The organism is Paenibacillus glycinis, from assembly GCF_009909185.1.
In the GTDB taxonomy this organism is placed as follows: domain Bacteria; phylum Bacillota; class Bacilli; order Paenibacillales; family Paenibacillaceae; genus Paenibacillus_Z; species Paenibacillus_Z glycinis.
This window is the reverse complement of sequence record NZ_JAAAMV010000024.1, coordinates 11,862-33,670: the sequence shown is the minus strand read 5'-3', so window position 1 is coordinate 33,670 and position 21,809 is coordinate 11,862. Positions and strand designations below refer to the sequence as shown.

Genomic DNA, 21,809 nt, shown 5'->3' with positions numbered 1-21,809 from the left:
TTTGTCATGGGTTCTATTATTCTACAATATCGTTTTGCCAATATTCTCGTTGACTCTGTCTGGCACGAAGCCTTCGGTCGGACATGAATCGTCGATTCCGTTCATCGCCGCGGATGTCATCATATTCCCTAGTGCGATGCATGCGACTTGCGGCAGACTGGAAATTTCCATTTCTTCTTTATCGCACTCGTATTCATGCCGGTTCATTCTTGCTGTAGTTAACGAGTTATTTAAGCGTTCCGCAACGCTGCCTTTTTCTTTCCCAAGCTTAGCAGGGCTAGCAGCAAAGCGAATAATGCGAAGCAGCCGCCCGCGACTAATGCGGTTTGAAAGCCTGACAGCATGGCTTCGTTGGACGATGGATCGGTTGCCGAAGCGGTGACCGAGCTTGCGACCGTAGCCAGAATGGACAATCCGAGGCTGCCTCCCAGCTGCAGGAACGTATTTACGATGCCGCCTGCGACGCCGTGCTCTTCAGGCCGCACGTCCCTCACGGAGCCCACGATAATAGCTGTGAATCCGGCTGCCGTCGACAGCCCCAATAGAATGAAGACCGGTAAAATAAACGCGGCATAGACGCTGTCCATGGACATGGCGCTTAACCAGAACAAGCCGAGTGCATTCACGAGCTGCGAAACGATCAACAGCATTTTCGCTCCGAATATACGCATGAAATAAGGAGTGATTTGGGTAGCCAGAACGGACGACAAGCCAAGCGGCAGAAAAGCCAAGCCCGTTGCTAATGAAGAATAGCCAAGCGCATGAAAATACAACGTCGAGAAATAAATAAAAGCGGTCATGAAGGAATACATCAAAAATCCGATCATATTCGATGATACAAGCGAACCGATACGGAACAGCCGGAGCGGCATGAGCGGATTTTTGGCATATTTCTCAATGAAGACGAATCCGACCAGAATAACGGCACCGGCGATCAAGGTTCCGATTTTGGCAGCCGGCCAGCTGCCGTCGACGTCGTTCATGGACAACCCGTACACAAGAACGAATATGCCCAACAGCACGGCAATCGCGCCGGGCAAATCGATGGATTGTTTCTTCTTTTTCTCCACGGGTCTTTCTTTGACAAACATTAATCCGATCATGATCGCAATCCCGATCGGAACGTTCAGGAAAAACAACGATCGCCAGCCGACCGAGTCCGTCAGCAGTCCGCCGACGATCGAACCCGCCGCGAAACCGCCCGAGCCCAACGCGCCGAAGATGGCAAAAGCCTTATTCCGTTGCGCGCCTTCTGGAATGGACGTACTGATCAGCGACATTGCCGCAGGAATGGACAGCGCCGCGCCGATCCCTTGTATCGCCCTGCTTGCGATGAGCCAAACCGGATTCACCGCGAAGCCCCCGGCGAGCGATGCCGCCGCGAAAATCGCTAAACCAAGCGTCAACACGCGTTTCCTTCCGATCAAGTCGCTTGCGCGTCCGCCAATGAGCAGAAAACAAGCGAAGGTGAGCACATAAGACGTTACGATCCACTGTAATTGAGTCGCCTCCATATGAAGCGCCGATTGAATCGACGGTATTGCCACAGTCACTGTGGAAGAATTCATGACTTCTAGAAATTGCGCCAAACAAACCAAAATCAATAAGAGCATATTCGCTTTGGAAATCCGATCACTCACGTAACTAACCCCCATCTTGTAGCAGTCTTGAGTCTCCGTGCGATTTGCCGAATTGCGCCGAAGAATGCAGTACACGGTGCGCATTGAACGTGCTCGTGTGTATCGCGGCATCATAATGGAAACTGTTTATTAGTAGTGCGTGTTCGTGCGATTCACTTGTTGCGCGACTCCGGTGCGCGAGGCCGTCATGATCGTGTCATACAGCCGGTGGCGCTTGACGGCATGCGCGAAGTCCGGCGTTTCATTCGTGCCTTCGCGAAGGTCTCTAGCCAAGCTTGCGTAAAATTTCCCGATATTGCTTGCCCTTGCCGGCCCTTCGGGAATCGCCATGATATCTTCGGTATACCGGCTTGGGATGACGATATCGCTGAGCGTCTTGTCATCCCCATTGCCGCCCCTCAATTTCAGTTCCGTATTTTGCATGTTGCCATTGAAATCGGCGGTGATGACAAGCTCGCCTTCGGTACCGATGATCTCCCAACGCAGGTCGAAGTCTCGCGATGTCCCGCCGCGGTATAAGGTCGTCGCCAACACGCCGCTCTCAAGCGTGCCGATAACGGCCATGTGATCCGGCGCCGTCACTTTGAGCGTCGTCCCATCATCCGCAATTTGAACTTCGGGATGGCGAACTTCCAGCTTCGCGGACACGCTGGCATAATCGCCGAGTACCTCATTCAGTCCGTCGATGGCATGAATTCCCGCGGACGCCAACATGGTCGCGCCGGAGTTCACATCGTACGTATAGGCGAATTTCCGGATGGTGACGGGGCCCCAGATTAAAGCCGTTCCGGATAGCGTAGTCGCAAGCACGTCGCCGATATAGCCTTGATGAATCAAATCGCGGGCGTGTTGGATCGCCGGAGAATAACGCGCCTGCAGTCCGATAAACGTTCGAACGCCCGCCTCCTTGGCACGGTCCGCCAAATCTTGCGCCTGCTCCGTAGACATGCCGAGCGGCCATTCGCTGTATACCATTTTGCCCGCTTCGATCGCGGCACGAGCGATATCGTAATGGTATTGCACGTTAATCGCGATCACGACAAGGTCGACTCCGGGATGATGGATCAGATCCTGGTAATTATCGAACCCCGGAACGCCGAACGTTTTGGCGGCTGCATCCGCGGATTCGCGATTGCTTGTACTCACTGCGGCCAGTTCGAAATCCGGCAACGCTTGAACAGCCGGGATGTGCGCTGCGACTGCCCACCCCGGGTTGGAAGGACTTGCCCCGATAATACCTACACCGATTTTCTTGCGATTGGCTTGCTTTTGTTGATTCGACATTATAGTTCCTCCTCTAATCTGATTGGCGATCGCGGGCGTTGGACTCCATTCCTGCAATATTGACCCACCTATCCAAGATGGATAAGATATGTTCTAATGAGAGTTATTCAAGCCCATAAGTGGACCGCGGTCCGCTTGCTGAACAATATAACCGGACTGCGGTCCGATTGTCAACTGGATAATGCTTAGTAAACGGGGGAAATCTAAATGTTGGAGAAAAACCTTCGCAAAGACGCGGAAGAACGCAGGCAAATCATTTTAGAAAAGGCTGCCGCTTTGTTCGCGGAATATGGGGTCGAGCATGTCAGCATGCGCCAGATCGCGCGCGAAGCCGGAGTCGGACAAGGCACGCTTTACCGAAGCTATACGAACAAAGGGGAATTGTGCTGGGATCTCATCGGCGAAAGCTGCATCCAGAACTACGATCGGATCCAATCGTTTTTGGGCGATCGCGCCTCCAGCCCGGTTAAAGATCGTTTGGAAACCGTCCTTCTGTACCATTTGGAATCGCTTGAGACGCATTCTCCCGTTCTTGCGGCCATCCAAGCCAACAGCGGCGGCGATGAGCAGCAAAACGTCCCTTTCTATTCGGAGCATTACGAGTCCATTCATTCCGTTATCGTCCAACTGTTGAACGAAGTCGCGACGAATAACGAGCAGCTCGTCCTGGATGCTGTATTTATGGCGGATGCCATCATGGCGACGCTGCGTCCGGACGTCTATATATTCCAAAGGCAGCATCGCGGATATTCACGAGATGAGATTAAAGACAAACTCTTCCACGTGTTCGTCGAGCCGCTATTCCGTTAATGAATTGTGATGAACAATGTCGCATTCGAAACGCAAAAAAACTGCCGCCTACGCAAAGTAGGCGGCTGTTCGATGTCGGGCAAATGCTGACTCCAGACGACGACGATTGATTCAGGAAATTAAAGTTTCGTTAGAAATTTTACTGAAGAATTGGCGGTGCTTGCCGATCAAGCCGGCATTCATCATGCCGTCGGTCTTCAGGCCAGACAATCCACTGTCATCCAAGATCAAGCAGCGGATCGAATCCGGTGAGCTTGGCCGGGTTTTGTCCTGCAATATGCGCTTATCGACCACCAGGGGGAGTGTTACGAGCCGTGACAGTTCCTATCTGTTAAAGGAGGAAAACGGCGCAACGCTCCTAGCCATCAATGGCGGACACTCGCTGGATGTGCTTTGCCGCCTGCTTGGGGACTTTAAGGAGCTGTCGGCTATCATGATCTGCAATTACAATGAGGCGGTGGTGTTGGAAACATTTGAAAAGGTTGCCAAAGACGCAGCCGACCAGATCATGGTTGAGGGGATGTTACGCAGCGGTGCCTCCGCGTCAGTCCATATTCAGGACGGAACTTATCCCGGATTTCAAATGGATATTTACGGAGAGAAAGGTATGCTTCAATTGAAGCAGCAGCATTCTGTCGGCCATGTACAGTTTGGCAACCTGCAGGTGTACCAAACATTGTATGCTTCTGGCATCCCGGCAGCGCTTGACGACAAGCACTTCACGGCACTTCCTGCAGAGGAAGAATCAATGAAGTTTCTTGTTTCGAAGGCGCAAGAGCGTTTTGCCGCGGATATTCTTGGCGGTACTTATTTTTCGCCCAGCTTCCACGACGCGGCCCGCTTGCATAGGCTGCTGGAGACCATCGAGCTCGCGGCTGCTACAGGCATTAGACAGGAGCTATAAGCTTTGACAGCTGGCCATTTCTTACACCTAATTTTTCTACGTCACATGTGATAAAGTTCTGCTTAACCCTTATATCGGCGAATAATAAAAAGGCACCCGATCGGGAGCCTTTTTGTGACTCATAAACGCCTCTTAAATGATCACTACTTCATAAGTTTCGAGGCTTTATTCATTATATTTTTACGACTTCTTCTGCTCTTTAATGATCTTTATCATGCTCTTACCCGTTGCAGCTATGGCTTCTTCCGCCGAACGCGGTGTCCATCCAAGTAAACGTTTGGCCTTTTGATTGCTAGTTGACATATCTTGTTCCAGGAGTGTTGCTATCATTCTTAAGTGTGGTTTGAAGATCGCGATCGCGCGAACCATAATATTTGGAAGTTCACCTTTTGGAGCATTTTTAGCGTCTTCTCCCAAATGTTTTCTTAAAATATTCGCAATATCCAACATCGACAACGTCTCTGCGCTAGAGGCGATGAAACGCTCTCCATTTGCTTCGGGACGCAACATGGCCAAAAGATGCAAATCGGCAACATCACGAACATCTACATAATCGGAATAAATTTTGGGGACATACTTTTGATTTCTTTCCAGCATCTGACGAATGCTACTGTTTGAATGAGAATAATCATTGCCTAAGATCGGCCCCATCACGCCAACGGGATTTACCGTTGCCAGTTCTAAACCATTTCCTTCTTGGCGAATAAATTCCCAGGCCGCCTTTTCGGCAATGGTTTTGGATTTTTGATAGGGATGAATGTTCGCGTCCGTATTCGACCAATCTTTTTCGGTGAAAGGTCCTTTATGATTTTTGTGGCCCACGCCGATCGCTCCGAAAGCGGAGGTTAAAACAACTCGTTTGACTCCCGCGTCACGCGCGGCTCTTAGCACGCGCAAAACGCCATCACGTGCGGGTTGAATCATTTCATTCTCGTCTTTATACACTTTATTGGGCGTCGGGGAAGCAACATGAATGACATATTCCGCTCCTTTAACAGCATCGCCCCAATTATGATCATTAGATAAATCCGCTTGAATAAACGACAGGCCTTCAAAACAGGTAACTCCGCCTGATCTTAGCATATCTCTTACTTCATCTTGTCTACTCATGGTACGAAGCGATGCCCGAACACTGTAACCTTGCTCGAGTAATTTCAACATAATATGAACCGCGATAAATCCTGAACCGCCGGTCACAAGAACTAAGGGCTTGTTGCTTTCCGCCATCGTGAATGCTCCTCTCATTGACGTTACACTTGTAACAGTTGTACACTATTTTAAAGCTGAATATTCTCTAAAACAAGTGGAAGACAAACATCTGTGACAGAATGGAGGAAGTGTAATGGCAGCGACGGAACACGCCCAAAACATAAAAAAAGACACTAAAGAATGGATTGCTTTTGCGTTGCTGGAGCTTTTAAAGACCAATCGACTTTCAAAACTAACCGTTACAGAGGTCGTCAAAAAAGCTGGTGTCAGTCGAATGGGATTCTATAGAAATTATGAAAACCTTGAACAAGTATTGAAGGAATACTACGAACCTAAATTCGCCGATATATTTAATAAAATCGCCATTAAAAAAAGCCACGAACAGAAAATAGCCGATCTAACGAGCTTTTTTCTTGACCTTTCCAAGGATTTTCACATGGCGATCGAAGGCGATTATATCGGGCTGATTTATCAAATTTTCAAAATTCACGTTGCTCAGCTTTATGATGAGATTATTCCCTTTCCGGACTGGACGGGAGCGAAACGAAACTACTGGATCGACTTTATGAGTGCAGGGGTTTTTGAAATTTGGGTGATGTGGATTAAAAATGGGCAAAAAGAATCCATTGTAGAAATCTCGACGCTTATTCGGTTATTTCATAAATAAAATTCAGTAAAAACCCATCTTGATCGAAACCGAACATAATAAATCCCTCAAAGCGTTCTTGCCTGACATTTTTATCAGGAGAATTACACTATCGATCAAAAAACTACTTGCAGCAATCTTAGTCGCTTCGCTGCGTTATCGACAAACATGTTTACTATTGTAAAATCGACTAACGGGCTTTATTTTCCCAGATCAACGATTAACGATTTTGACACCTTTGTGAAAATAATCACAAAATTCAAATCGTCGTCACAAATATTGTGAAAATAATCACAACGATCGTTTATAATAACGCTATACAGGTTAACGTTACCAGTAACCACCATATTTCCAACCGAAAGAAGGGATCCGCATATGGCCCGAGAACAGCGTTCCGGGAAGGACAACAACCGCGTCGCCAAGCAGGAGAAACGTCTCATTCTGTTATGTATCATCGTAGCCGTCATCATGTTGCTGTCCTTGTCCCGCTATTTGTTCGAATAATAAGTAAGGCGCATGCAAACATCCATATTATACTCAATCCTTGGGAGGGATCACGATGCTGCTAAGCGGTTACGATCCGGTCATGTACAGCCGGATGCTCACCGGACTTACGCTTGCTTTCCATATCATATTCGCCACCATCGGCGTCGGCGTGCCTCTGATGATCGCGCTCGCCGAGTGGATCGGCATCAAGCGCAACGACGATCATTACCTGCTCATGGCGCGCCGCTGGGCGCGCGGCTTCGTCATCACGGTTGCCGTCGGCGTCGTGACGGGCACGGCCATCGGCCTGCAGCTCAGCCTGCTCTGGCCGACCTTCATGCGCGTCGCGGGACAGTCGATCGCCCTGCCGCTGTTCATGGAGACGTTCGCCTTTTTCTTCGAGGCGATCTTCCTCGGCATCTATCTATACACCTGGGAACGGTTCAAGAAAAAAACGACGCATCTCCTGCTCCTCATCCCGGTCGTCATCGGCTCGTCCGCCTCGGCCTGCTTCATCACCATCGTCAACGCCTTCATGAACGCGCCGGCCGGGGTGTCGGTGAAGGACGGGAAGATCGTCGATATCTCTCCTTTCGGCGCCATGCTGAGCCCGGCCATGCCGACGAAGGTCTCGCACGTGCTCGTCACCGCTTACGTGACCTGCGCCTTCGTGCTCGCGGCGATCGCCGCCTGGTCATTGCTGAAGGGCCGCAACCATGTCTACTACAAGAAGGCGCTCAAGCTGACCATGATGTCCGCGTTCGTCTTCATCCTCGCCAGCGCCATCATCGGCGACCTGTCGGGCAAATATTTGGCCAAATACCAACCGGAGAAGCTGGCTGCGATGGAATGGCATTTCGATACGTCGGCGCAGGCTCCGCTCGTGCTCGGCGGCGTGCTGACGGACGACAACGAGATCAAATACGGGCTCAAGATCCCGTTCGCGCTTAGTATTCTCGCCCATGGCCTGCCCAATGCGGAAGTAAAGGGCTTGAACGACATTCCGGAGGATGAACACCCGCCGCTCTTCATTCATTATCTCTTCGATCTGAAAATGGGCTTCGTGGCGCTCATGGTGCTCGTCGCCGGAGCATTCATGGTGCTCCTGTATCGCAAGCGCGACGCCGCATACAGCAATAAATGGATGCTCCGCGGCATCATCCTCGCCGCGCCGCTCGCCATGGCGACGATCGAGCACGGCTGGATCTTCTCGGAGATCGGCCGCCAGCCTTGGCTGCTGCGCGGCATCATGCGCACCTCGGAGGGCGCGACGGCCTCGGAGCACGTCGATACGATGCTGGTCGTCTTCGCCCTGCTTTACCTCGTGCTCGGCGTCTCGGCGGTCACCGTGCTGATCCGCATGTTCCGCAGCAACCGGGCCGAAGACGAGATCGCGGCAAAGGGATTTAAAGGAGGCGACGAGCTATGAGCTACGAAGTGCTCGGCATTACCGTGCTTTGGCTATTCCTGTTCGGCTATCTGATCGTCGCTTCCATCGATTTCGGCGCCGGCTTCTTCAGTTATTACAGCTCGGTCACCGGCAAGCGCCATCTGATCAACAACATCATCGAGCGTTACCTGTCGCCGGTATGGGAGGTCACCAACGTCTTCCTCGTCTTCTTCTTCGTCGGAATCGTCGGCTTCTTCCCGGACACGGCTTATTATTACGGCACCGCCCTGCTGGTGCCGGGCAGCGTGGCCATCGTCCTGCTCGCGATCCGCGGCTCCTATTACGCGTTCAACTCGTACGGCACCAACAAGAACAACCGTTTCTACATGCTGCTCTACGGCGCCAGCGGCCTGCTGATTCCCGCCTCGCTCTCCACGGTCATGACGATCTCGGAAGGCGGCTATATCCAAGAAAGCAGCACCGGCAAAGTCACGTTCCTGTACGCCAAGCTCTTTTCCTCGACCTACTCCTGGACGGTCGTGCTGCTCGCGCTCGTGAGCGTGCTCTACATCTCGGCGATGTTCCTGAGCTACTACGCCGACCGTGCCCAAGACCGCGGCGCTTTCGAGGTCGTGCGTAAATACGCGCTGGCCTGGAGCGGTCCGACGATTCTGTGCAGCCTGCTCGTTTTCTTCGCGATCCGCAATCATAACCCGGTCCATTTCGAGCGGATGGAGCATTACGCCTGGCTATTCGTACTGTCCTTTGCCTGCTTCTTGGTCGCGGTGTATCACGTCTGGACGCGCAAGCGGCTCGGCATCGCTTTCGTTTTCGTCGTGCTGCAATTCGGCTTCGCCTTCTTCGGCTACGGCGCCGGCCATATGCCGTACGTGCTGTACCCGTACCTGACGATTCACGATAATTTCACCAGCGAACCGATGGCGATCGCCCTCATCTCGGTGTTCATCCTCGGTCTGCTGCTGCTCGTCCCGTCGCTTTACCTGCTGATGCGGCTGTTCCTGTTCGATACGAAATACGTGCAGGGCAAGCGCGGAAAATAACGATTTCGGAGGAGATTGCCATGATCGAGGAATTCCTGATTTTCGTCGCGCCGTTTCTTGTCTTGATCCTTTCGGTCGGATTTCTGTTCTGGTGGGGCTCGCGCAAGCCGAGAACGAAACGTAATCGTCCGTTATGAGAATGCACGGCGCTGCGCACACTAAGGCAAGCCGCTAACACGCAGCGCGGCATTGCGGGCAGTAAGCGGCAGCAACCGCGGACTTCCGCAGCGACTGCGCTCCGGACTGCGCGGACTACGGCACGCGAAGGAGCATACGCGAAAATGACGTCATCCCAGAACCGCCGCGAGAATGCGTGGAAGAGCCGCAAGCAGAACCAGAAACCGCATGGCGAGGTCAAATCGCTCGCCGAGCTGTCGGACGAATCGTCCTCCGGCGTCGCGGGCTACGTGAATGCCCGGAAGGACGGCGACTAAACGCGACTCGGCTGCTTGGCGCGTTGCGCTCGCATTCTTTTGCCTCAACGCGACAAGAATAGCCTGCCCTCTTTGCAGTACGAGAGCGCAGGCTATTTTCGTGCTTTCACTCGCTATCCGCTGCTGCCCGCCGCCTAGCCTTCCTAACAGTTGAAGGCTGTTATCCAGCCATTCAGATCGAACAAGCTGCGGTCATTCCCGCGGCTTGCAAGAATGCCGAAAAAGCCCAAGGCATATTACGCCTTGGGCTTTCGATAACGAATCCTATTCGAAGTAAACCGCTTTGCCCGTACGGGAAGACTCGTAGATCGCTTCAAGAATTTCGGAAACGACGAGCGCTTGCTCCGGTTTGACGAACGTTTCTTTGTCGTTCAGCACGGCATCGATCCACCATGCAGCTTCCAGCACTTCTGCCGTTTCGCTCGCGCCTTCGTAGAAAGCGACGCCGCCGCTGTTCAGCTCGATGTTCTTGACGTACAGACGGCTGTTGTCTTCGCCGTTGATGCGAAGGCCGTTTTTCATGTCGGCGCCGGCTTTCGTGCCGCTCAAGGAAACTTTCGCCTCGTCGATGTCAAGCGTGTTCAGCGCCCAGCTGGACTCGAGGATAACGGTCGCGCCGTTTTCCATCGTGATCATCGCGAACGCGGAATCTTCGACCGTGAATTTCGCCGGATCCCAAGGGCCCCATGCGTTCGCGGCGTTTTCCGTTTGCGACAGCTTGTGGTACGTGCGGCCAAGCACGACTTTCGGCTTGTAGTTGTCCATCGTCCACAGAACGAGGTCAAGCGCATGCGTGCCGATATCGATCAACGGGCCGCCGCCTTGTTTTTCTTCGTCCAGGAATACGCCCCATGTCGGAACGGCGCGGCGACGGATCGCGTGCGCTTTCGCGAAGTACACTTCGCCCAGCTCGCCGGCTTCGACGGCTTGTTTCAGGTAACGGCTGTCAGCGCGGTAACGGTTGTTGTAACCGATGCTGAGTTTTTTGCCGGTGCGTTTCGCGGCTTCGAGCATTTTGCGGGCGTCGGCGGCCGTTTTAGCCATCGGCTTCTCGCAAAGCACGTGTTTGCCGGCTTCCAGCGCGTCGATGGAGATCGTCGCATGGGAGTCGTTTGGCGTACATACATGAATGACGTCGATGGAAGCGTCTTTCAGCAGTTCTTTATAGTCAGCGTATACTTTCGATTCTTCATTGCCGTATTTCGCTTTCGCTTCTTCCGCTTTCTCGACGATGATATCGCAGAATGCCACGATTTCGGCTTCTTTCACTTGCGCCAAGCTAGGAAGATGTTTGCCGTTGGCGATACCGCCGCAGCCGATAATACCTACGCGAGCCTTTGCCATTAAATTTCTACCTCCATAAGTCGGGAAATGATATAATTTGTAGTACGCGTGCTCATTGTATCGCAAAGGATGCACAGAGACGCATGCTAGATACAGTATAGTGCATGGCCCATTCAAAAATATAGGCGCTTTAATGGCCTGCTTTTATGTGATTTTGCTGTCGAAGGGATGGTACCGTGGAATTTTACAATGAGAAGGTCGTTTATGAAAACCCTCTATTGTCAATCAAAGTGTTTCAATCCCAGCGCAACAACGACTTGTTCATCAATTGGCACTATCATCGCGAGATCGAGCTCCTGCTTGTCCTGAGCGGCGAACTTGACGTAAATATGGAGGAAGAAGCCGTTCGCCTCGGAAGCGGCGACGTCGCCCTCATCGGCTCGAGGCAGCTTCACCGGGACCGCAGCGTCAGCAATCCGGTCGATTACATCGTCCTGCAGTTCGATCTGGAGCAGTTTATCGACCAAAGCTCCATGCCCTACATGCGCTTCTTCTCCGAAACGAAAAATCCGCTCAGCCGGGCCAATTATATCTTCCAGGAAAACGAGGAGGCCCGGATCGATGCCGCGGCGTGCATCACCGAAATTCTCAAGGAGGTCACCTCCAAGCAAAACGGCTACGAGCTCGCGGTGAGCATGCTGATCAAGAAGCTGCTGCTGCTGCTCATCCGCAACGATTCCCGGCGCGTGCTCGCGGATCATGAAGACTTCGACCGCGCCCGCCTGCGAGGCGTGCTCGATTACGTCGAAGAGCATCTGACCGATCGCATTCAAGTGGAAGACGTGTCCAAGATGGCGAACATGAGCTACTATTATTTCGTGAAATTTTTCAAGAAGGCGATCGGCCTTTCCTTCACCGAATACGTCAATTACCGCAAGATCAAATGGGCGGAGCGCATCCTGCTCACGAAGGACCTCAGCATCTCGGAAGTCGGCGACCGCATCGGCATGCCGAACATGGCGCATTTCTACAAGATGTTCAAGAAGTACAACGATTGCTCCCCCAAGCAGTTCCAGAAAAAAATGCTGGAGTGGAACCGGGCTTGAACGCTCCTCTGCCGGCAATCCGCCCGGCAGGCCTTATCCGAACATCCGCTTCATGAAGGCAAGACCCGCTTCCAGCTCGCGCTCCGGTTCCCGAACCGTGCATTCCGCCGAGATCGTTCCTCCGTACCCCGCAGCCTTCAGCCGGGCCGCGAACTCCTCGTACGGATAAGACCCCGTCCCCGGCGACATGCGGCCCGTATCCGCCAGATGGATATGCGCCAGCCACTCCTTGTTCCGCACGAGCGTATCCAGCGCTTCGTTCTCCTCGTCCATGTGATAGAAATCCGCCAGCACCCGGATCGCCGGATGATTGATCTGCTTGGCATACGAGACCGCCTCGTCCACGCTGGTGATGATGTTGCTTTCCTTCGCATTCAGCGGCTCGATGGCGAGCGTCAAGCCAGCGCCCTTGAAGTCCTCCGCGATCCACTCCAGCGCGCGAAGCAGCTGTTCCTCGCCCCTTGCCCGCTCCCAGCCCTCCGGCAAGCTCCGGGAACGCCCGCTCCCCAGCACGACCGTCTTGGCTCCGATCCGGTGCAACGCTTCCGCCGCCGAATGCACGTACCTTCTCGTGCGGTCACGATCGCTTTCGGGTCCGACAAGCTTCAGTTCGCCCGGAAAAAACACGTTGAACACGCTTACAGGAAGCGGACTTTCCAAATACGCCGGCAGCGCCTCCCGATGTGCCGCGGCGTTCTCCAATTGGAGCGATACGACCGCGCATTCGATAAAGTCGTAATTCAATCCCGCCAACAGTCCGGCGTCTTCAATCCCTCTGCACCATCCATAGGAAATCATGTCCAAACACCTCCATGAGTATGTACATCTCGACTGTACCACTTTTTGCCGCCGCTATGAACACTGTCCTTCATCGTTTCTTCCATTATATACCGGCAAATCAAGCATAAAAAAACCCGCATCATCAATTCGATGATCCGAGTTTCTTGGGCATGACGAGCTTGTAGCCGACGCCGCGAATGGATTCGATCTCGACCGACTGCTGGCCGAGCTCCAGCTTCTTGCGCAGCGAGCTGACATGCACGTCGACCGTGCGCTGGCCGCCGATGTAATCGAAGCCCCATACGACGTTCATCAGATCGTCGCGGGTGATGACCATTCCCGGGCGCTGGACGAGGTAGAGCAGCACTTCGAATTCCTTCGGGCGAAGCGGTACCGTCTCGCCGTTCAGAATCACCTCGTAACGCTCCGGATAAATCGAGAGATCGCCGGCCGTGATGACTTTATCCGTCGACTCCGTTAATTTGCTGTCGTCCTGGTTGGTCCTGCGAAGAACCGCGGACACGCGGGCCAGCAGCTCCGCGACGCCGAACGGCTTCGTCATGTAATCGTCCGCGCCGCGCTTCAAGCCCTGCACGACTTCCTCTTCGGCATTGCGCGCCGTGAGCACGATAACGGGCGTGCGATTTCCGTTCTGACGCAAGCGGGATAAAATTTCGAACCCGTTCATTCCGGGCAGCATGATATCCAAAATAATAAGATCGAACGAGCGCTGCAACGCGACTTGCAAGCCTTCCGCACCATGATCGATCACGGTTGTGTCGTAGCCTTCCTGAGACAGGTTGTACGAAAGCAATCTTGCCAATGTCGGCTCGTCCTCAATGACCAACACTTTTTGTGTCATGTTGACCCCCCGGCTGCCATGTTGCTTAATCCAACACGGTTTTCACGTTCTTTTACACTATCATATCATTGTTTCTGGCAAAGGGTAAGTCCCTCGGCGGCCGGGCTCCCCGCTACTGGAGTACGGGAAGCTCGATCGTGAAGGTGGAACCCACGCCCACTCTGCTTTCGACGGTAATCGTGCCTTTGTGCAATTCAACCAAATGTTTGACGATGGACAGGCCGAGCCCCGTTCCGCCGGAGCTGCGGGACCTGGCTTTGTCGACGCGGTAGAACCGCTCGAAGATGCGCGGCAAGTCCTTCTTCGGGATGCCCATGCCGGTATCGGTAATGTGAATTCGGATATGCTCGTAATTCTCCTGGCCGTGTTCGTCCAGCGACAGGTTCGGGTCGTGCACCGGCTCGACGACGATCGAGACGCTGCCGCCATCCGTCGTATAGGCGATGCCGTTCGCCAGCAAATTCATGACGATTTGGCGCAATCTGTCCTCGTCCGCCTCTACGTAGAGCCCTTCTTCGACCGTCGCCGACACCCGGATCTGCTTGCGCACCGCCTCCGCGCTCATCAGCTCGATCGTCTTGTTGACGAAGGACGACAGCTCGACAGGCGAGAATTGCAGCGGCACCCGGCGCGATTCGATCTTGGACAATTCCAGGATATCGCCGATGAGGCGGTTCAGCCTGTCGCTCTCGTCGTAGATGATCTGCAGGAACGACCGGGCCGTCTCGGGATCGTCGACCGCGCCGCCGAGCAGCGTTTCGGCGAAGCCTTTCACGGCGGTCACCGGCGTCTTCAGCTCATGCGACACGTTCGCGACGAATTCGCTCCGCATCCGCTCGAGCCTTCTGATCGCCGTAACGTCCTGCAGCACGAGCAGCACGCCGCCGAATTCATCGTTATCCTCGAAGATCGGCACCAGGTTCAGATCAAGCAGCCGCTCCTCCGGAAAATAAAACGTCACCTCGTCGCGCAGATGCTCGCGGCAATCCAACGCTTCCTGAATAATCTGCGACAGCTCGTATTGCTGCTTCGCGGAAGCGTAGTGATGACCGACCAGGTCGAGCGCGGAGAAGCCGAGCACTTCCTCCGCCATCCGGTTGAGGAGCACGATCGTGCCGCTGGCGTCGATCATGACGACGCCGTTGATCATATTGTCGAGCACGGTGCCGAGCTGCCGTTCATTTTGATGGATGCGCGTCATCTGCACCTGCAAGCTGTCCGCCATCGCGTTGATCGCCATGCCGAGCTCGCCGATTTCGTCGTTGCTCTTCACGTCGACCCGGGCCTTGTAATCAAGGTTCTTGATCCGCTTCGATACCCGCGTAATCTGCTCGAGCGGACGGGTCAAGCCGCGAGCCACCCGATAGCTGATCAACGCCGCGAGAACGAACAGAATGAGCAGCCCGGCCAGAAGCGCCGTCCAGATCCGCTGGACGCTCTCGTCCGCTTTCTTCAGGCTCAGCGACAGGCGGATAATATCCGAATTCGGATCTTCGGGATGATCGAGCATCGCCACGTACAGCAGATTTTCCTTGATCGTGTCGCTGTAGCGCGTCGTATGACCCACGCCGTCCTTCTTGGCTTCGACGACTTCCTTCCGCGTCGAGTGGTTGTCCATCGTCTTCGGATCGTGATCGGAATCGCCGAGCACGAGACCGTCGGCGCGGATGAACGTCACCCTCGAATCCGTGATCACCTTCAGATGCTTCGCCGCGTTCGTATAGTATGCGTACAAATCGTCCGGATTGCCCTGCTTCAGGTCCATGTCGTCGAGGATGAGTCTCATCTCCCGGATCATGTTGTCCTGCAGGGCTTCCAGATGGTTATCCCGATAAGTCTTGCCCATGAATATTCCTGCGGCCAGTACCGCGAGTCCGATCATGGCGATCAGAATCAGCGTCAGCCGCACGCGAAAACTGTTCATTTTCCGTCTCAACTCCCAAGGCTGTCTCCTACATCCCCCATCGTACTTCCACTTAGCCTTCAACGCCAGACGAAGTTTTATGAAGCTTTTGTAAAACATAATGATGCAGCGTGGCCAGCGGCTGCTGAATCAGAATGGAGAGGACGACCGGCACGGCCGTCAGCGGGCTGAAATAACCCATGGCCAGCACGATGCCGAGCGAGATGTTCCGCATCCCCGTCGCGTACGATACCGTCACCTGCACCTCGCGGTTGCGGTAGAACATCGTGCCGAAGTAGCCGACCGCATAGCAGATGCCGACCATCGCCAGGGAAAGCGGCACGAGGCGAAGCAGGTCGCCTCCGAGTTTCTCCGCGTAAGGCGCGATCGCAGCCGCGTTCAGCAGGACGACGAGGACGAAGCACAGCTTCGAGACCGGCGCCGCGACCGGCTTCACGGCCTCCTGGATCCGGCCTTTGGAGAGCGCGTACAGCGCCACCCCGATGATCGTCGGGATCACGATGATCAGCAGCAGATCGCGGATCATCTGCCACGTATCCGTCTTGACCGCCTGATGGAAGAGCAGATGAATGCCGCCCGGCACGACGAACGGGCTGAGCGCCGAATCGATCACGACCATCGCCAGCATCAGCGGGATGCTGCCGCCGGACATCCCGACCCAGAGCACGGTGGACACGCCGAGCGGGATGATGGTGAACAGGACGAACCCCACGACGTACGGCGAATCCGCCCCGAAGAACAACGTTCCGATGCCGTAAGCGATCAGCGGCGACAGCACGTGCGCGATGAGGAACGTCAGCATCAGGACGCCGGGCCGGCGCACGACCGCGCGCAGCTGCCCGAACCCGCAGCCGATCGCCATCGTCAGCGTGACATACGCGAACAGATACGGCACGGCCGGCACGAAGCGTGCCAGCCACGGAGAAAAAAAGAATCCCAGGACAAGGGATCCGGGGATAATAAGGAACATCCATCGTTCAAACCTTGCGTTAAAGGCGAGTCCGAAGCTGCGCATAAGAGCGTGAGACATCCCTTCTTCTCTATTCTATCCGGCCGCGGATCGCAGCCAAACGGCTCTGCTGCCGATCCCGCCCGGGTTATTTGAATACGGGCGCTTTGAATTGCTCCAGCTTCGCGAAGGAATCCTTGTCCACTTCCGCGTGCAGGCTGTTGCCGTGGGCATCCATCGTGACGACGGCCGCGAAGCCCTCCGTCTTGAGGTGCCACATCGCTTCCGGAATGCCGAATTCCATGAAGTCCACGCCGTTGACGTTCTTGAAGCATTCCGCATAATACTGCGCGGCCCCGCCGATGGCATTGAGGTAGACGGCGCCATGGTCCTGCAGCGCGGCCAGCGTCTTCGGCCCCATGCCGCCCTTGCCGATGACGGCGCGAATGCCGAACTTCTTGATGATGTCGCCTTGGTACGGCTCCTCGCGGATGCTCGTCGTCGGCCCGGCCGCTTTCACGTGCCAGCCCGCTTCGTCCTTCAGCATGACCGGCCCGCAGTGATAGAGGACGGAACCGTTCAGATCGATCGGCGCGTCATGATCCATCAGATGATGGTGGATCGCGTCGCGGCCCGTGTGCATCTCGCCGTTGATGATGACGATGTCGCCGACCTTCAGGCCGCGGACGTCTTCTTCGCTGAGCGGCGTGTTCAGCACGACCTCGCGGCGCTCGGCGCGCTCCGTTACGGCTTCCGCGGCTTCGTCGGCCGCGCCGTTCTTCATCGGCGTATCCGATCCGCTCGGATAGATCCACGATTGGATCTCGCCGCTCTCCGCGTTCAGCAGCACGCCTTGACGGCGGTACGCCCAGCAGTTATACGCGACGGAGACGAAGAAGCTGGCCGGCAGGCGGTTCATGACGCCGACCTTGCAGCCGAGAAGCGTCACTTCGCCGCCGAAGCCCATCGTGCCGATGCCGAGCTTGTTGGCGTTCTCCATGACGTACTCTTCCAGCTGCCGCAGTTCGGGAATCTCGTTCTCGTCGTCGGTGCGGCGGAACAGCTGCTGCTTCGCCAGCTCGTAGCCCGTCGTCCGGTCGCCGCCGATGCCGACGCCGATGAATCCTGCGCTGCAGCCTTGGCCCTGCGCTTGGTACACGGAATGCATGATGCATTTGCGAATGCCGTCCAGATCGCGTCCGGCCTTGCCGAGACCCGGAATGTCCATCGGCAGGCTGTATTGGATATTCTTGTTCTCGCAGCCGCCGCCTTTCAGAATCAGGCGGACGTCGATGTCTTCCTTCTCCCATTGCTCGAAGTGGATGACCGGGGTGCCTGGCCCGAGGTTATCGCCGGTGTTGGCGCCCGTCAACGAGTCGACGGAGTTCGTGCGCAGCTTGCCGTCTTTGGTCGCGCGCGCGATGGCGCTGCGGATCTGCTGCTTCATGACGATTTGGTTGGCGCCTACGGGCGTATGCACGACGAACGTCGGCATGCCGGTATCCTGACAGATCGGGGAGACGTTCGTCTCCGCCATCTCGATATTCGTCGCGATCGTCGAGAGCGACAGGCCGGCGCGCGTCGCGCGATCCTCCGCTTCCCGCGCGGCTTGAATAACCTTCCGGACATCACCAGGAAGGTTGGTAGAGGTTTCTACGATAAGGTCGTATACGCTTTGTTCGAAATGCTGCATGAGTCCAATATGGCTCCTCTCTCTGGTCGGTAGTCGTCTTTCCCTATATAATCTATATTATAATGACTCTAATCTATCATACCACATCGGAACTTGGCGGGCACACTGCAATTGCTGACCGGGGCCGGCGCTGATTCTAATAGGAAAGGAAGATTGCGACATCATGGATAGCCACTTCATGGCCTATATGTACCGCCTTCGCTATATCGAACGCTGGAGCCTCATGCGCAATACGAACCGCGAAACGGTCGCGGAGCATTCCTATCATGTCGCGCTGCTCGCCCACATGCTCTGCGAGATCGGCAACCGCTTGTTCGGCCGCACGCTGAACGCCGACCGGGCCGCGTCGATGGCGCTCTTTCACGATGCCGCCGAGGTGTTCACGGGCGACATCCCGACGCCGGTCAAGCATCATAATCCGAAGATGCTCGCCAATTTCCGCGAGATCGAGGCCATGGCCGCCGAACGGCTGCTCGGCATGGTGCCGGAGCCGCTGCGGGACGTCTACGAGCCGCTCATTCTCGATGCCGCGCCGGACGGCGAACAGGCCGAGCTGCGCAAAATGGTGAAGGCGGCCGACCTGCTTGACGCGTATATGAAATGCTTGTCCGAGTTGTCCTCCGGCAACCGCGAATTCGCGGTGGCGAAAGGCCAGACCGAGATCAAGCTCGCCGCCCTCGGCATGCCGGAGGTCGATTGGTTCCTGGCCGAGATGGCGCCGAGCTTCAGCAAAACGCTCGACGAGCTGTCGGATTAGCCGGAACGGCGGCAAACCCGCGCATGCCGAAGGGCATTTCTTAGCGCACGGTCATGCTTAGCCTGCGCACCCCCAATAACCGCAGCAACGCGCATCCTCAACCGCGGCCGGTTCTAATGCAGGTTCGTCCGGGTCAAGACTAGGACTTGCCTTGCCAGCCCCTTCGCTTCGCGAGCTCCGTGATTTGCGCGAGATGATGCCTGCCATGCCATGCGTAAGCGCCAAGGTTGTAATCCAGCCGGATCTCGTCCCCGGACTCCGGATGGATGAAGCTTCGCGCATAATCCGCGTCGCCCATGCTGCCGAGCAGCTTGACCCAGCGTTCGTGCAGGGCATCGAGCAGCGCCAAGGATACCTCCGCCGGCCCCGAGTAATCCGCCAGTTCCGCCCAGCGGTCTTCGTAATACGGCCGAATCGTCGGCTTGTCCTCGGTCAATGCCAGCTTAAACCGGATATAACTGTTCATATGACTGTCCGGCACATGATGAACGACCTGTCGAACGGTCCATCCGCCGTCCCGGTACGGCGTGTCCAGCTGTTCCTCCGACATGCCGGACACGGCAGCCCGCAGCAGAGCCGGCAGCGCCGCGATTTCCGCGATCCATGCCTGCCGCTGTTCGCTCTCGATATCCCCGCTCCAGACGAACTTCCCGATCGGATACCGGAGATGCTCCGGATCCGCTGCTTGATTATCCCGCGTATTATGATTCATGGTTCGTCATCCTCCTCGATTATCTTCGCCCGGCCACTGCGCGGCTCTAACTCTATACCAGAGGCGCATCTCCAAGCCCCGATTGCACCCATACGTCCTTGAAATCGATCCAGCCGAGCGGCGACAGCGCAATGCCCCGCAGCTCGGGTTTATACGACGTATTGCTTTTCTTATGAAGCAGGAAGATGACCTGCGTCTCGTCGCGCAGCCGGTCCTCCATCTCTTGAAGCAGGAACCGCCGCTGTTCAACCGACTCCGCGGCAACGGCGAGATCGATCCGGCTTTTGGCCCATTCCAGGAGAGCCGGCTCCATATGCGCGTTCATGAAACTACCCTGCTGCTCGTACGTCTCGATCTCGCACACCTCGTCCTCCGCGAACACGAGGCTGTACAGGATGGCATCGGCCGCCTCCAGCACGTCTTCGCCGCGGCATTCGTTGCCTTCGAACACGCGAACCTCCACCCCCACGCCAAACTCCGCGCAGCGCGCCTGAATCCACCGCGCGTCGCGTTCATGCCATCTGCGCGTGTACAACATGAAGGGCGTGCCGTCGTAAGCCGCTTCCCGCAGCAGCGCCATCGCCTGCTCGCCGTCGCTGCGGACATGCCGGAGCGCGGTATGCGCATCGGGTCTGAAGCTTCGCGCGGCAAACATCCGGTTCTCGCCAAGCTCGCCCAGCATCAGGGAACGGTCGAGCAGCAGATCGATCGCCTTGCGGAATAATTGCGATTGCTGCGGCCCCGGTTTATTGCGGTTCCACGTCATCAGCATGCAGCCCTGCAGCAGCGATTCCAGCTTCGGCCAGCCGTGCTCGCGCCCTTGTTCCTTTGCATCGTGATCGAGCACCAGCCTCTCCCAGCATTGCTGCGAATCGAGGCCCTGGTCGGGCGGCACGAGCGCGATCACGACCCCGTCCAGATGCGCGCGGCCGCCATAGTAGCCGGGATGAGCGTCAAGCACGAGCCGGTCCTCGTTCCGCTCCTTGACCATGAACGGCCCCGTTCCCGAAGGGCGGAGCCAGTAGTGTTCCGGGTCGCGCTGCACGGGGTCGCGAGGAAGAATGGACGCGGCCGTCGAGCATAGGAAACGATGAAAGATCCGGTTGGGTTTCGCGAGCGTAACCGTCACCAGCCGGGGACCCGATACTTCGATGGCCTCGACGTTGCGCAGCAGCCAGCTGTTCGCTTTGCCTTCCCGCAGCCGCTCCAGCGTATAGGCGACGTCGTCCGCGGTCAGCTCGTGACCGTGGTGAAAATACGCGCCCCGGCGCAGATGAAACTGCCAGACCGTCGCGTCGCGCGAGCATTCCCAGGCATGCGCCAGCGCGGGCTTAACCTGCCCCGAGGCCGCGTCGAACGATACCAGCCGGTCGAACAGCTGCCGGATCATATGGGCATCGAACGCGTAATAAACCTGCGCCGGGTCCATGGTGACGAGCGGCACATGCACGGGCAGCCGCAGCATATCCACGTGCCGTCGGCCGTCCTCCGTTTCCGACCGGTAGCCGAAATGGCCAGTCAGCCATTCATTGAAGCGTTCCTTGGCCGGCGTCCCTCCGCCGTGGCGATGAATCAGCTCGAACGCTTGCTTATAGCTGCCTTGGCTGGCCGTTTGCTTGGCCATATCCAGCAGCAAGACATCGGGCTCCATCCGGAACGCCAGATGGGACCGGTTACCCCTGCCCCGTCCGGGCTGCCACTGGATCCATCCTTCCTCCTCCATGCGGCGAAGGATCAGCTTGGCGTTCCGTACCGTGCAGAAGAGCGCCTGCGCCAATTCATCCAGGGTGACTTCGACCGGCGCGCCGGCGGCTTGTCCATCGGCGAATCGTCGAACCAACTCCAGATAACGTTCCGCGTGAATTGCCTGCATCATTT

At 55.8% G+C, this 21,809-nt stretch carries 21 protein-coding genes; 10 read left to right on the top strand and 11 right to left on the bottom strand.

Features of this window, described 5'->3' with window-relative positions:
* Positions 1-230: 230 nt before the first annotated feature.
* Positions 231-1,754, bottom strand: a complete 1,524-nt coding sequence (locus GT019_RS23615; protein ID WP_161745896.1) for an MFS transporter — start codon at positions 1,752-1,754, stop codon at positions 231-233.
* 15 nt (positions 1,755-1,769) lie between these two features.
* Positions 1,770-2,924 (bottom strand): Gfo/Idh/MocA family protein, encoded by a 1,155-nt coding sequence (locus tag GT019_RS23610; protein ID WP_161745895.1) that lies wholly within the window; start codon positions 2,922-2,924, stop codon positions 1,770-1,772.
* 207 nt (positions 2,925-3,131) lie between these two features.
* Between GT019_RS23610 and GT019_RS23605 the strand changes: the two genes are divergently transcribed.
* Positions 3,132-3,734 carry a TetR/AcrR family transcriptional regulator gene (locus GT019_RS23605; RefSeq protein ID WP_161745894.1) on the top strand — a complete coding sequence of 201 codons (603 nt, stop codon included), beginning with the start codon at positions 3,132-3,134 and terminating at the stop codon, positions 3,732-3,734.
* Between the two features lie 106 nt (positions 3,735-3,840).
* Complete coding sequence (locus GT019_RS23600; RefSeq protein WP_161745893.1) at positions 3,841-4,638, top strand: Gfo/Idh/MocA family protein; 798 nt, start codon at positions 3,841-3,843, stop codon at positions 4,636-4,638.
* Between the two features lie 180 nt (positions 4,639-4,818).
* On the opposite strand, the gene GT019_RS23595 is transcribed toward GT019_RS23600, so the two are convergent.
* Entirely contained in the window at positions 4,819-5,865 is a 1,047-nt protein-coding gene (locus GT019_RS23595) for an SDR family oxidoreductase (protein WP_161745892.1), read from the bottom strand.
* 115 nt (positions 5,866-5,980) lie between these two features.
* Here GT019_RS23595 and GT019_RS23590 point away from each other — a divergent pair, with 115 nt between their 5' ends.
* From GT019_RS23590 to GT019_RS31635, 6 genes are all read left to right on the top strand, one after another.
* Positions 5,981-6,514 (top strand): TetR/AcrR family transcriptional regulator, encoded by a 534-nt coding sequence (locus GT019_RS23590; RefSeq protein ID WP_161745891.1) that lies wholly within the window; start codon positions 5,981-5,983, stop codon positions 6,512-6,514.
* Between the two features lie 354 nt (positions 6,515-6,868).
* On the top strand, positions 6,869-6,997 hold the full coding sequence (locus tag GT019_RS32335) for a hypothetical protein (RefSeq protein ID WP_268896083.1): 129 nt from the start codon (positions 6,869-6,871) through the stop codon (positions 6,995-6,997).
* A 55-nt stretch (positions 6,998-7,052) separates the two neighbouring features.
* Positions 7,053-8,408, top strand: coding sequence for a cytochrome ubiquinol oxidase subunit I (locus GT019_RS23585; protein WP_161745890.1), 1,356 nt, complete (start codon positions 7,053-7,055; stop codon positions 8,406-8,408).
* Positions 8,405-9,430 carry a cytochrome d ubiquinol oxidase subunit II gene (locus GT019_RS23580; RefSeq protein WP_161745889.1) on the top strand — a complete coding sequence of 342 codons (1,026 nt, stop codon included), beginning with the start codon at positions 8,405-8,407 and terminating at the stop codon, positions 9,428-9,430. The genes GT019_RS23585 and GT019_RS23580 overlap by 4 nt, the downstream gene beginning before the upstream one ends.
* 23 nt (positions 9,431-9,453) lie before the next feature.
* Positions 9,454-9,567 carry a cytochrome bd oxidase small subunit CydS gene (gene cydS, locus GT019_RS32715; protein ID WP_407945100.1) on the top strand — a complete coding sequence of 38 codons (114 nt, stop codon included), beginning with the start codon at positions 9,454-9,456 and terminating at the stop codon, positions 9,565-9,567.
* Positions 9,568-9,711: 144 nt separating this feature from the next.
* A complete protein-coding gene (locus GT019_RS31635) occupies positions 9,712-9,864 on the top strand; it encodes a DUF6254 family protein (protein ID WP_201755554.1) in 153 nt (50 codons plus the stop codon).
* Positions 9,865-10,128: 264 nt separating this feature from the next.
* On the opposite strand, the gene GT019_RS23575 is transcribed toward GT019_RS31635, so the two are convergent.
* Positions 10,129-11,208, bottom strand: a complete 1,080-nt coding sequence (locus tag GT019_RS23575) for a Gfo/Idh/MocA family protein (RefSeq protein WP_161745888.1) — start codon at positions 11,206-11,208, stop codon at positions 10,129-10,131.
* 176 nt (positions 11,209-11,384) lie between these two features.
* On the opposite strand from GT019_RS23575, the gene GT019_RS23570 reads away from it, so the two are divergent.
* Complete coding sequence (locus tag GT019_RS23570) at positions 11,385-12,254, top strand: helix-turn-helix domain-containing protein (RefSeq protein ID WP_161745887.1); 870 nt, start codon at positions 11,385-11,387, stop codon at positions 12,252-12,254.
* Between the two features lie 33 nt (positions 12,255-12,287).
* On the opposite strand, the gene GT019_RS23565 is transcribed toward GT019_RS23570, so the two are convergent.
* The 5 genes from GT019_RS23565 to GT019_RS23545 form a co-directional block, all read right to left on the bottom strand.
* Positions 12,288-13,052 (bottom strand): sugar phosphate isomerase/epimerase family protein, encoded by a 765-nt coding sequence (locus tag GT019_RS23565; protein ID WP_161745886.1) that lies wholly within the window; start codon positions 13,050-13,052, stop codon positions 12,288-12,290.
* 124 nt (positions 13,053-13,176) lie between these two features.
* The gene (locus GT019_RS23560) at positions 13,177-13,896 is read right to left on the bottom strand and encodes a response regulator transcription factor (RefSeq protein WP_161745885.1); all 720 of its coding nucleotides are present in this window, start codon (positions 13,894-13,896) and stop codon (positions 13,177-13,179) included.
* Between the two features lie 112 nt (positions 13,897-14,008).
* Positions 14,009-15,820, bottom strand: a complete 1,812-nt coding sequence (gene pnpS, locus GT019_RS23555) for a two-component system histidine kinase PnpS (protein WP_161745884.1) — start codon at positions 15,818-15,820, stop codon at positions 14,009-14,011.
* A 52-nt stretch (positions 15,821-15,872) separates the two neighbouring features.
* The gene (locus tag GT019_RS23550) at positions 15,873-16,790 is read right to left on the bottom strand and encodes a bile acid:sodium symporter family protein (protein WP_235949145.1); all 918 of its coding nucleotides are present in this window, start codon (positions 16,788-16,790) and stop codon (positions 15,873-15,875) included.
* A gap of 127 nt (positions 16,791-16,917) precedes the next feature.
* A complete protein-coding gene (locus GT019_RS23545; protein WP_161745883.1) occupies positions 16,918-18,462 on the bottom strand; it encodes a fumarate hydratase in 1,545 nt (514 codons plus the stop codon).
* A gap of 163 nt (positions 18,463-18,625) precedes the next feature.
* Here GT019_RS23545 and yfbR point away from each other — a divergent pair, with 163 nt between their 5' ends.
* Entirely contained in the window at positions 18,626-19,219 is a 594-nt protein-coding gene (gene yfbR / locus GT019_RS23540) for a 5'-deoxynucleotidase (RefSeq protein ID WP_161745882.1), read from the top strand.
* Positions 19,220-19,358: 139 nt separating this feature from the next.
* Here yfbR and GT019_RS23535 read toward each other — a convergent pair whose 3' ends face one another.
* A complete protein-coding gene (locus tag GT019_RS23535; protein ID WP_161745881.1) occupies positions 19,359-19,931 on the bottom strand; it encodes a YfiT family bacillithiol transferase in 573 nt (190 codons plus the stop codon).
* A gap of 52 nt (positions 19,932-19,983) precedes the next feature.
* Complete coding sequence (locus tag GT019_RS23530; protein WP_161745880.1) at positions 19,984-21,807, bottom strand: ABC transporter substrate-binding protein; 1,824 nt, start codon at positions 21,805-21,807, stop codon at positions 19,984-19,986.
* Positions 21,808-21,809 lie beyond the last annotated feature (2 nt).

Bases quoted from the DNA above. Each gene is read 5' to 3' on its own strand.
- GT019_RS23615 (WP_161745896.1), bottom strand. From the start codon at position 1,754: ATGATGCCGCGATACACACGAGCACGTTCAATGCGCACCGTGTACTGC.
- GT019_RS23610 (WP_161745895.1), bottom strand. From the start codon at position 2,924: ATGTCGAATCAACAAAAGCAAGCCAATCGCAAGAAAATCGGTGTAGGT.
- GT019_RS23605 (WP_161745894.1), top strand. From the start codon at position 3,132: ATGTTGGAGAAAAACCTTCGCAAAGACGCGGAAGAACGCAGGCAAATC.
- GT019_RS23595 (WP_161745892.1), bottom strand. From the start codon at position 5,865: ATGGCGGAAAGCAACAAGCCCTTAGTTCTTGTGACCGGCGGTTCAGGA.
- GT019_RS23590 (WP_161745891.1), top strand. From the start codon at position 5,981: ATGGCAGCGACGGAACACGCCCAAAACATAAAAAAAGACACTAAAGAA.
- GT019_RS32335 (WP_268896083.1), top strand. From the start codon at position 6,869: ATGGCCCGAGAACAGCGTTCCGGGAAGGACAACAACCGCGTCGCCAAG.
- GT019_RS23585 (WP_161745890.1), top strand. From the start codon at position 7,053: ATGCTGCTAAGCGGTTACGATCCGGTCATGTACAGCCGGATGCTCACC.
- GT019_RS23580 (WP_161745889.1), top strand. From the start codon at position 8,405: ATGAGCTACGAAGTGCTCGGCATTACCGTGCTTTGGCTATTCCTGTTC.
- GT019_RS31635 (WP_201755554.1), top strand. From the start codon at position 9,712: ATGACGTCATCCCAGAACCGCCGCGAGAATGCGTGGAAGAGCCGCAAG.
- GT019_RS23575 (WP_161745888.1), bottom strand. From the start codon at position 11,208: ATGGCAAAGGCTCGCGTAGGTATTATCGGCTGCGGCGGTATCGCCAAC.
- GT019_RS23565 (WP_161745886.1), bottom strand. From the start codon at position 13,052: ATGATTTCCTATGGATGGTGCAGAGGGATTGAAGACGCCGGACTGTTG.
- GT019_RS23560 (WP_161745885.1), bottom strand. From the start codon at position 13,896: ATGACACAAAAAGTGTTGGTCATTGAGGACGAGCCGACATTGGCAAGA.
- pnpS (WP_161745884.1), bottom strand. From the start codon at position 15,820: ATGAACAGTTTTCGCGTGCGGCTGACGCTGATTCTGATCGCCATGATC.
- GT019_RS23550 (WP_235949145.1), bottom strand. From the start codon at position 16,790: ATGTTCCTTATTATCCCCGGATCCCTTGTCCTGGGATTCTTTTTTTCT.
- GT019_RS23545 (WP_161745883.1), bottom strand. From the start codon at position 18,462: ATGCAGCATTTCGAACAAAGCGTATACGACCTTATCGTAGAAACCTCT.
- yfbR (WP_161745882.1), top strand. From the start codon at position 18,626: ATGGATAGCCACTTCATGGCCTATATGTACCGCCTTCGCTATATCGAA.
- GT019_RS23535 (WP_161745881.1), bottom strand. From the start codon at position 19,931: ATGAATCATAATACGCGGGATAATCAAGCAGCGGATCCGGAGCATCTC.
- GT019_RS23530 (WP_161745880.1), bottom strand. From the start codon at position 21,807: ATGATGCAGGCAATTCACGCGGAACGTTATCTGGAGTTGGTTCGACGA.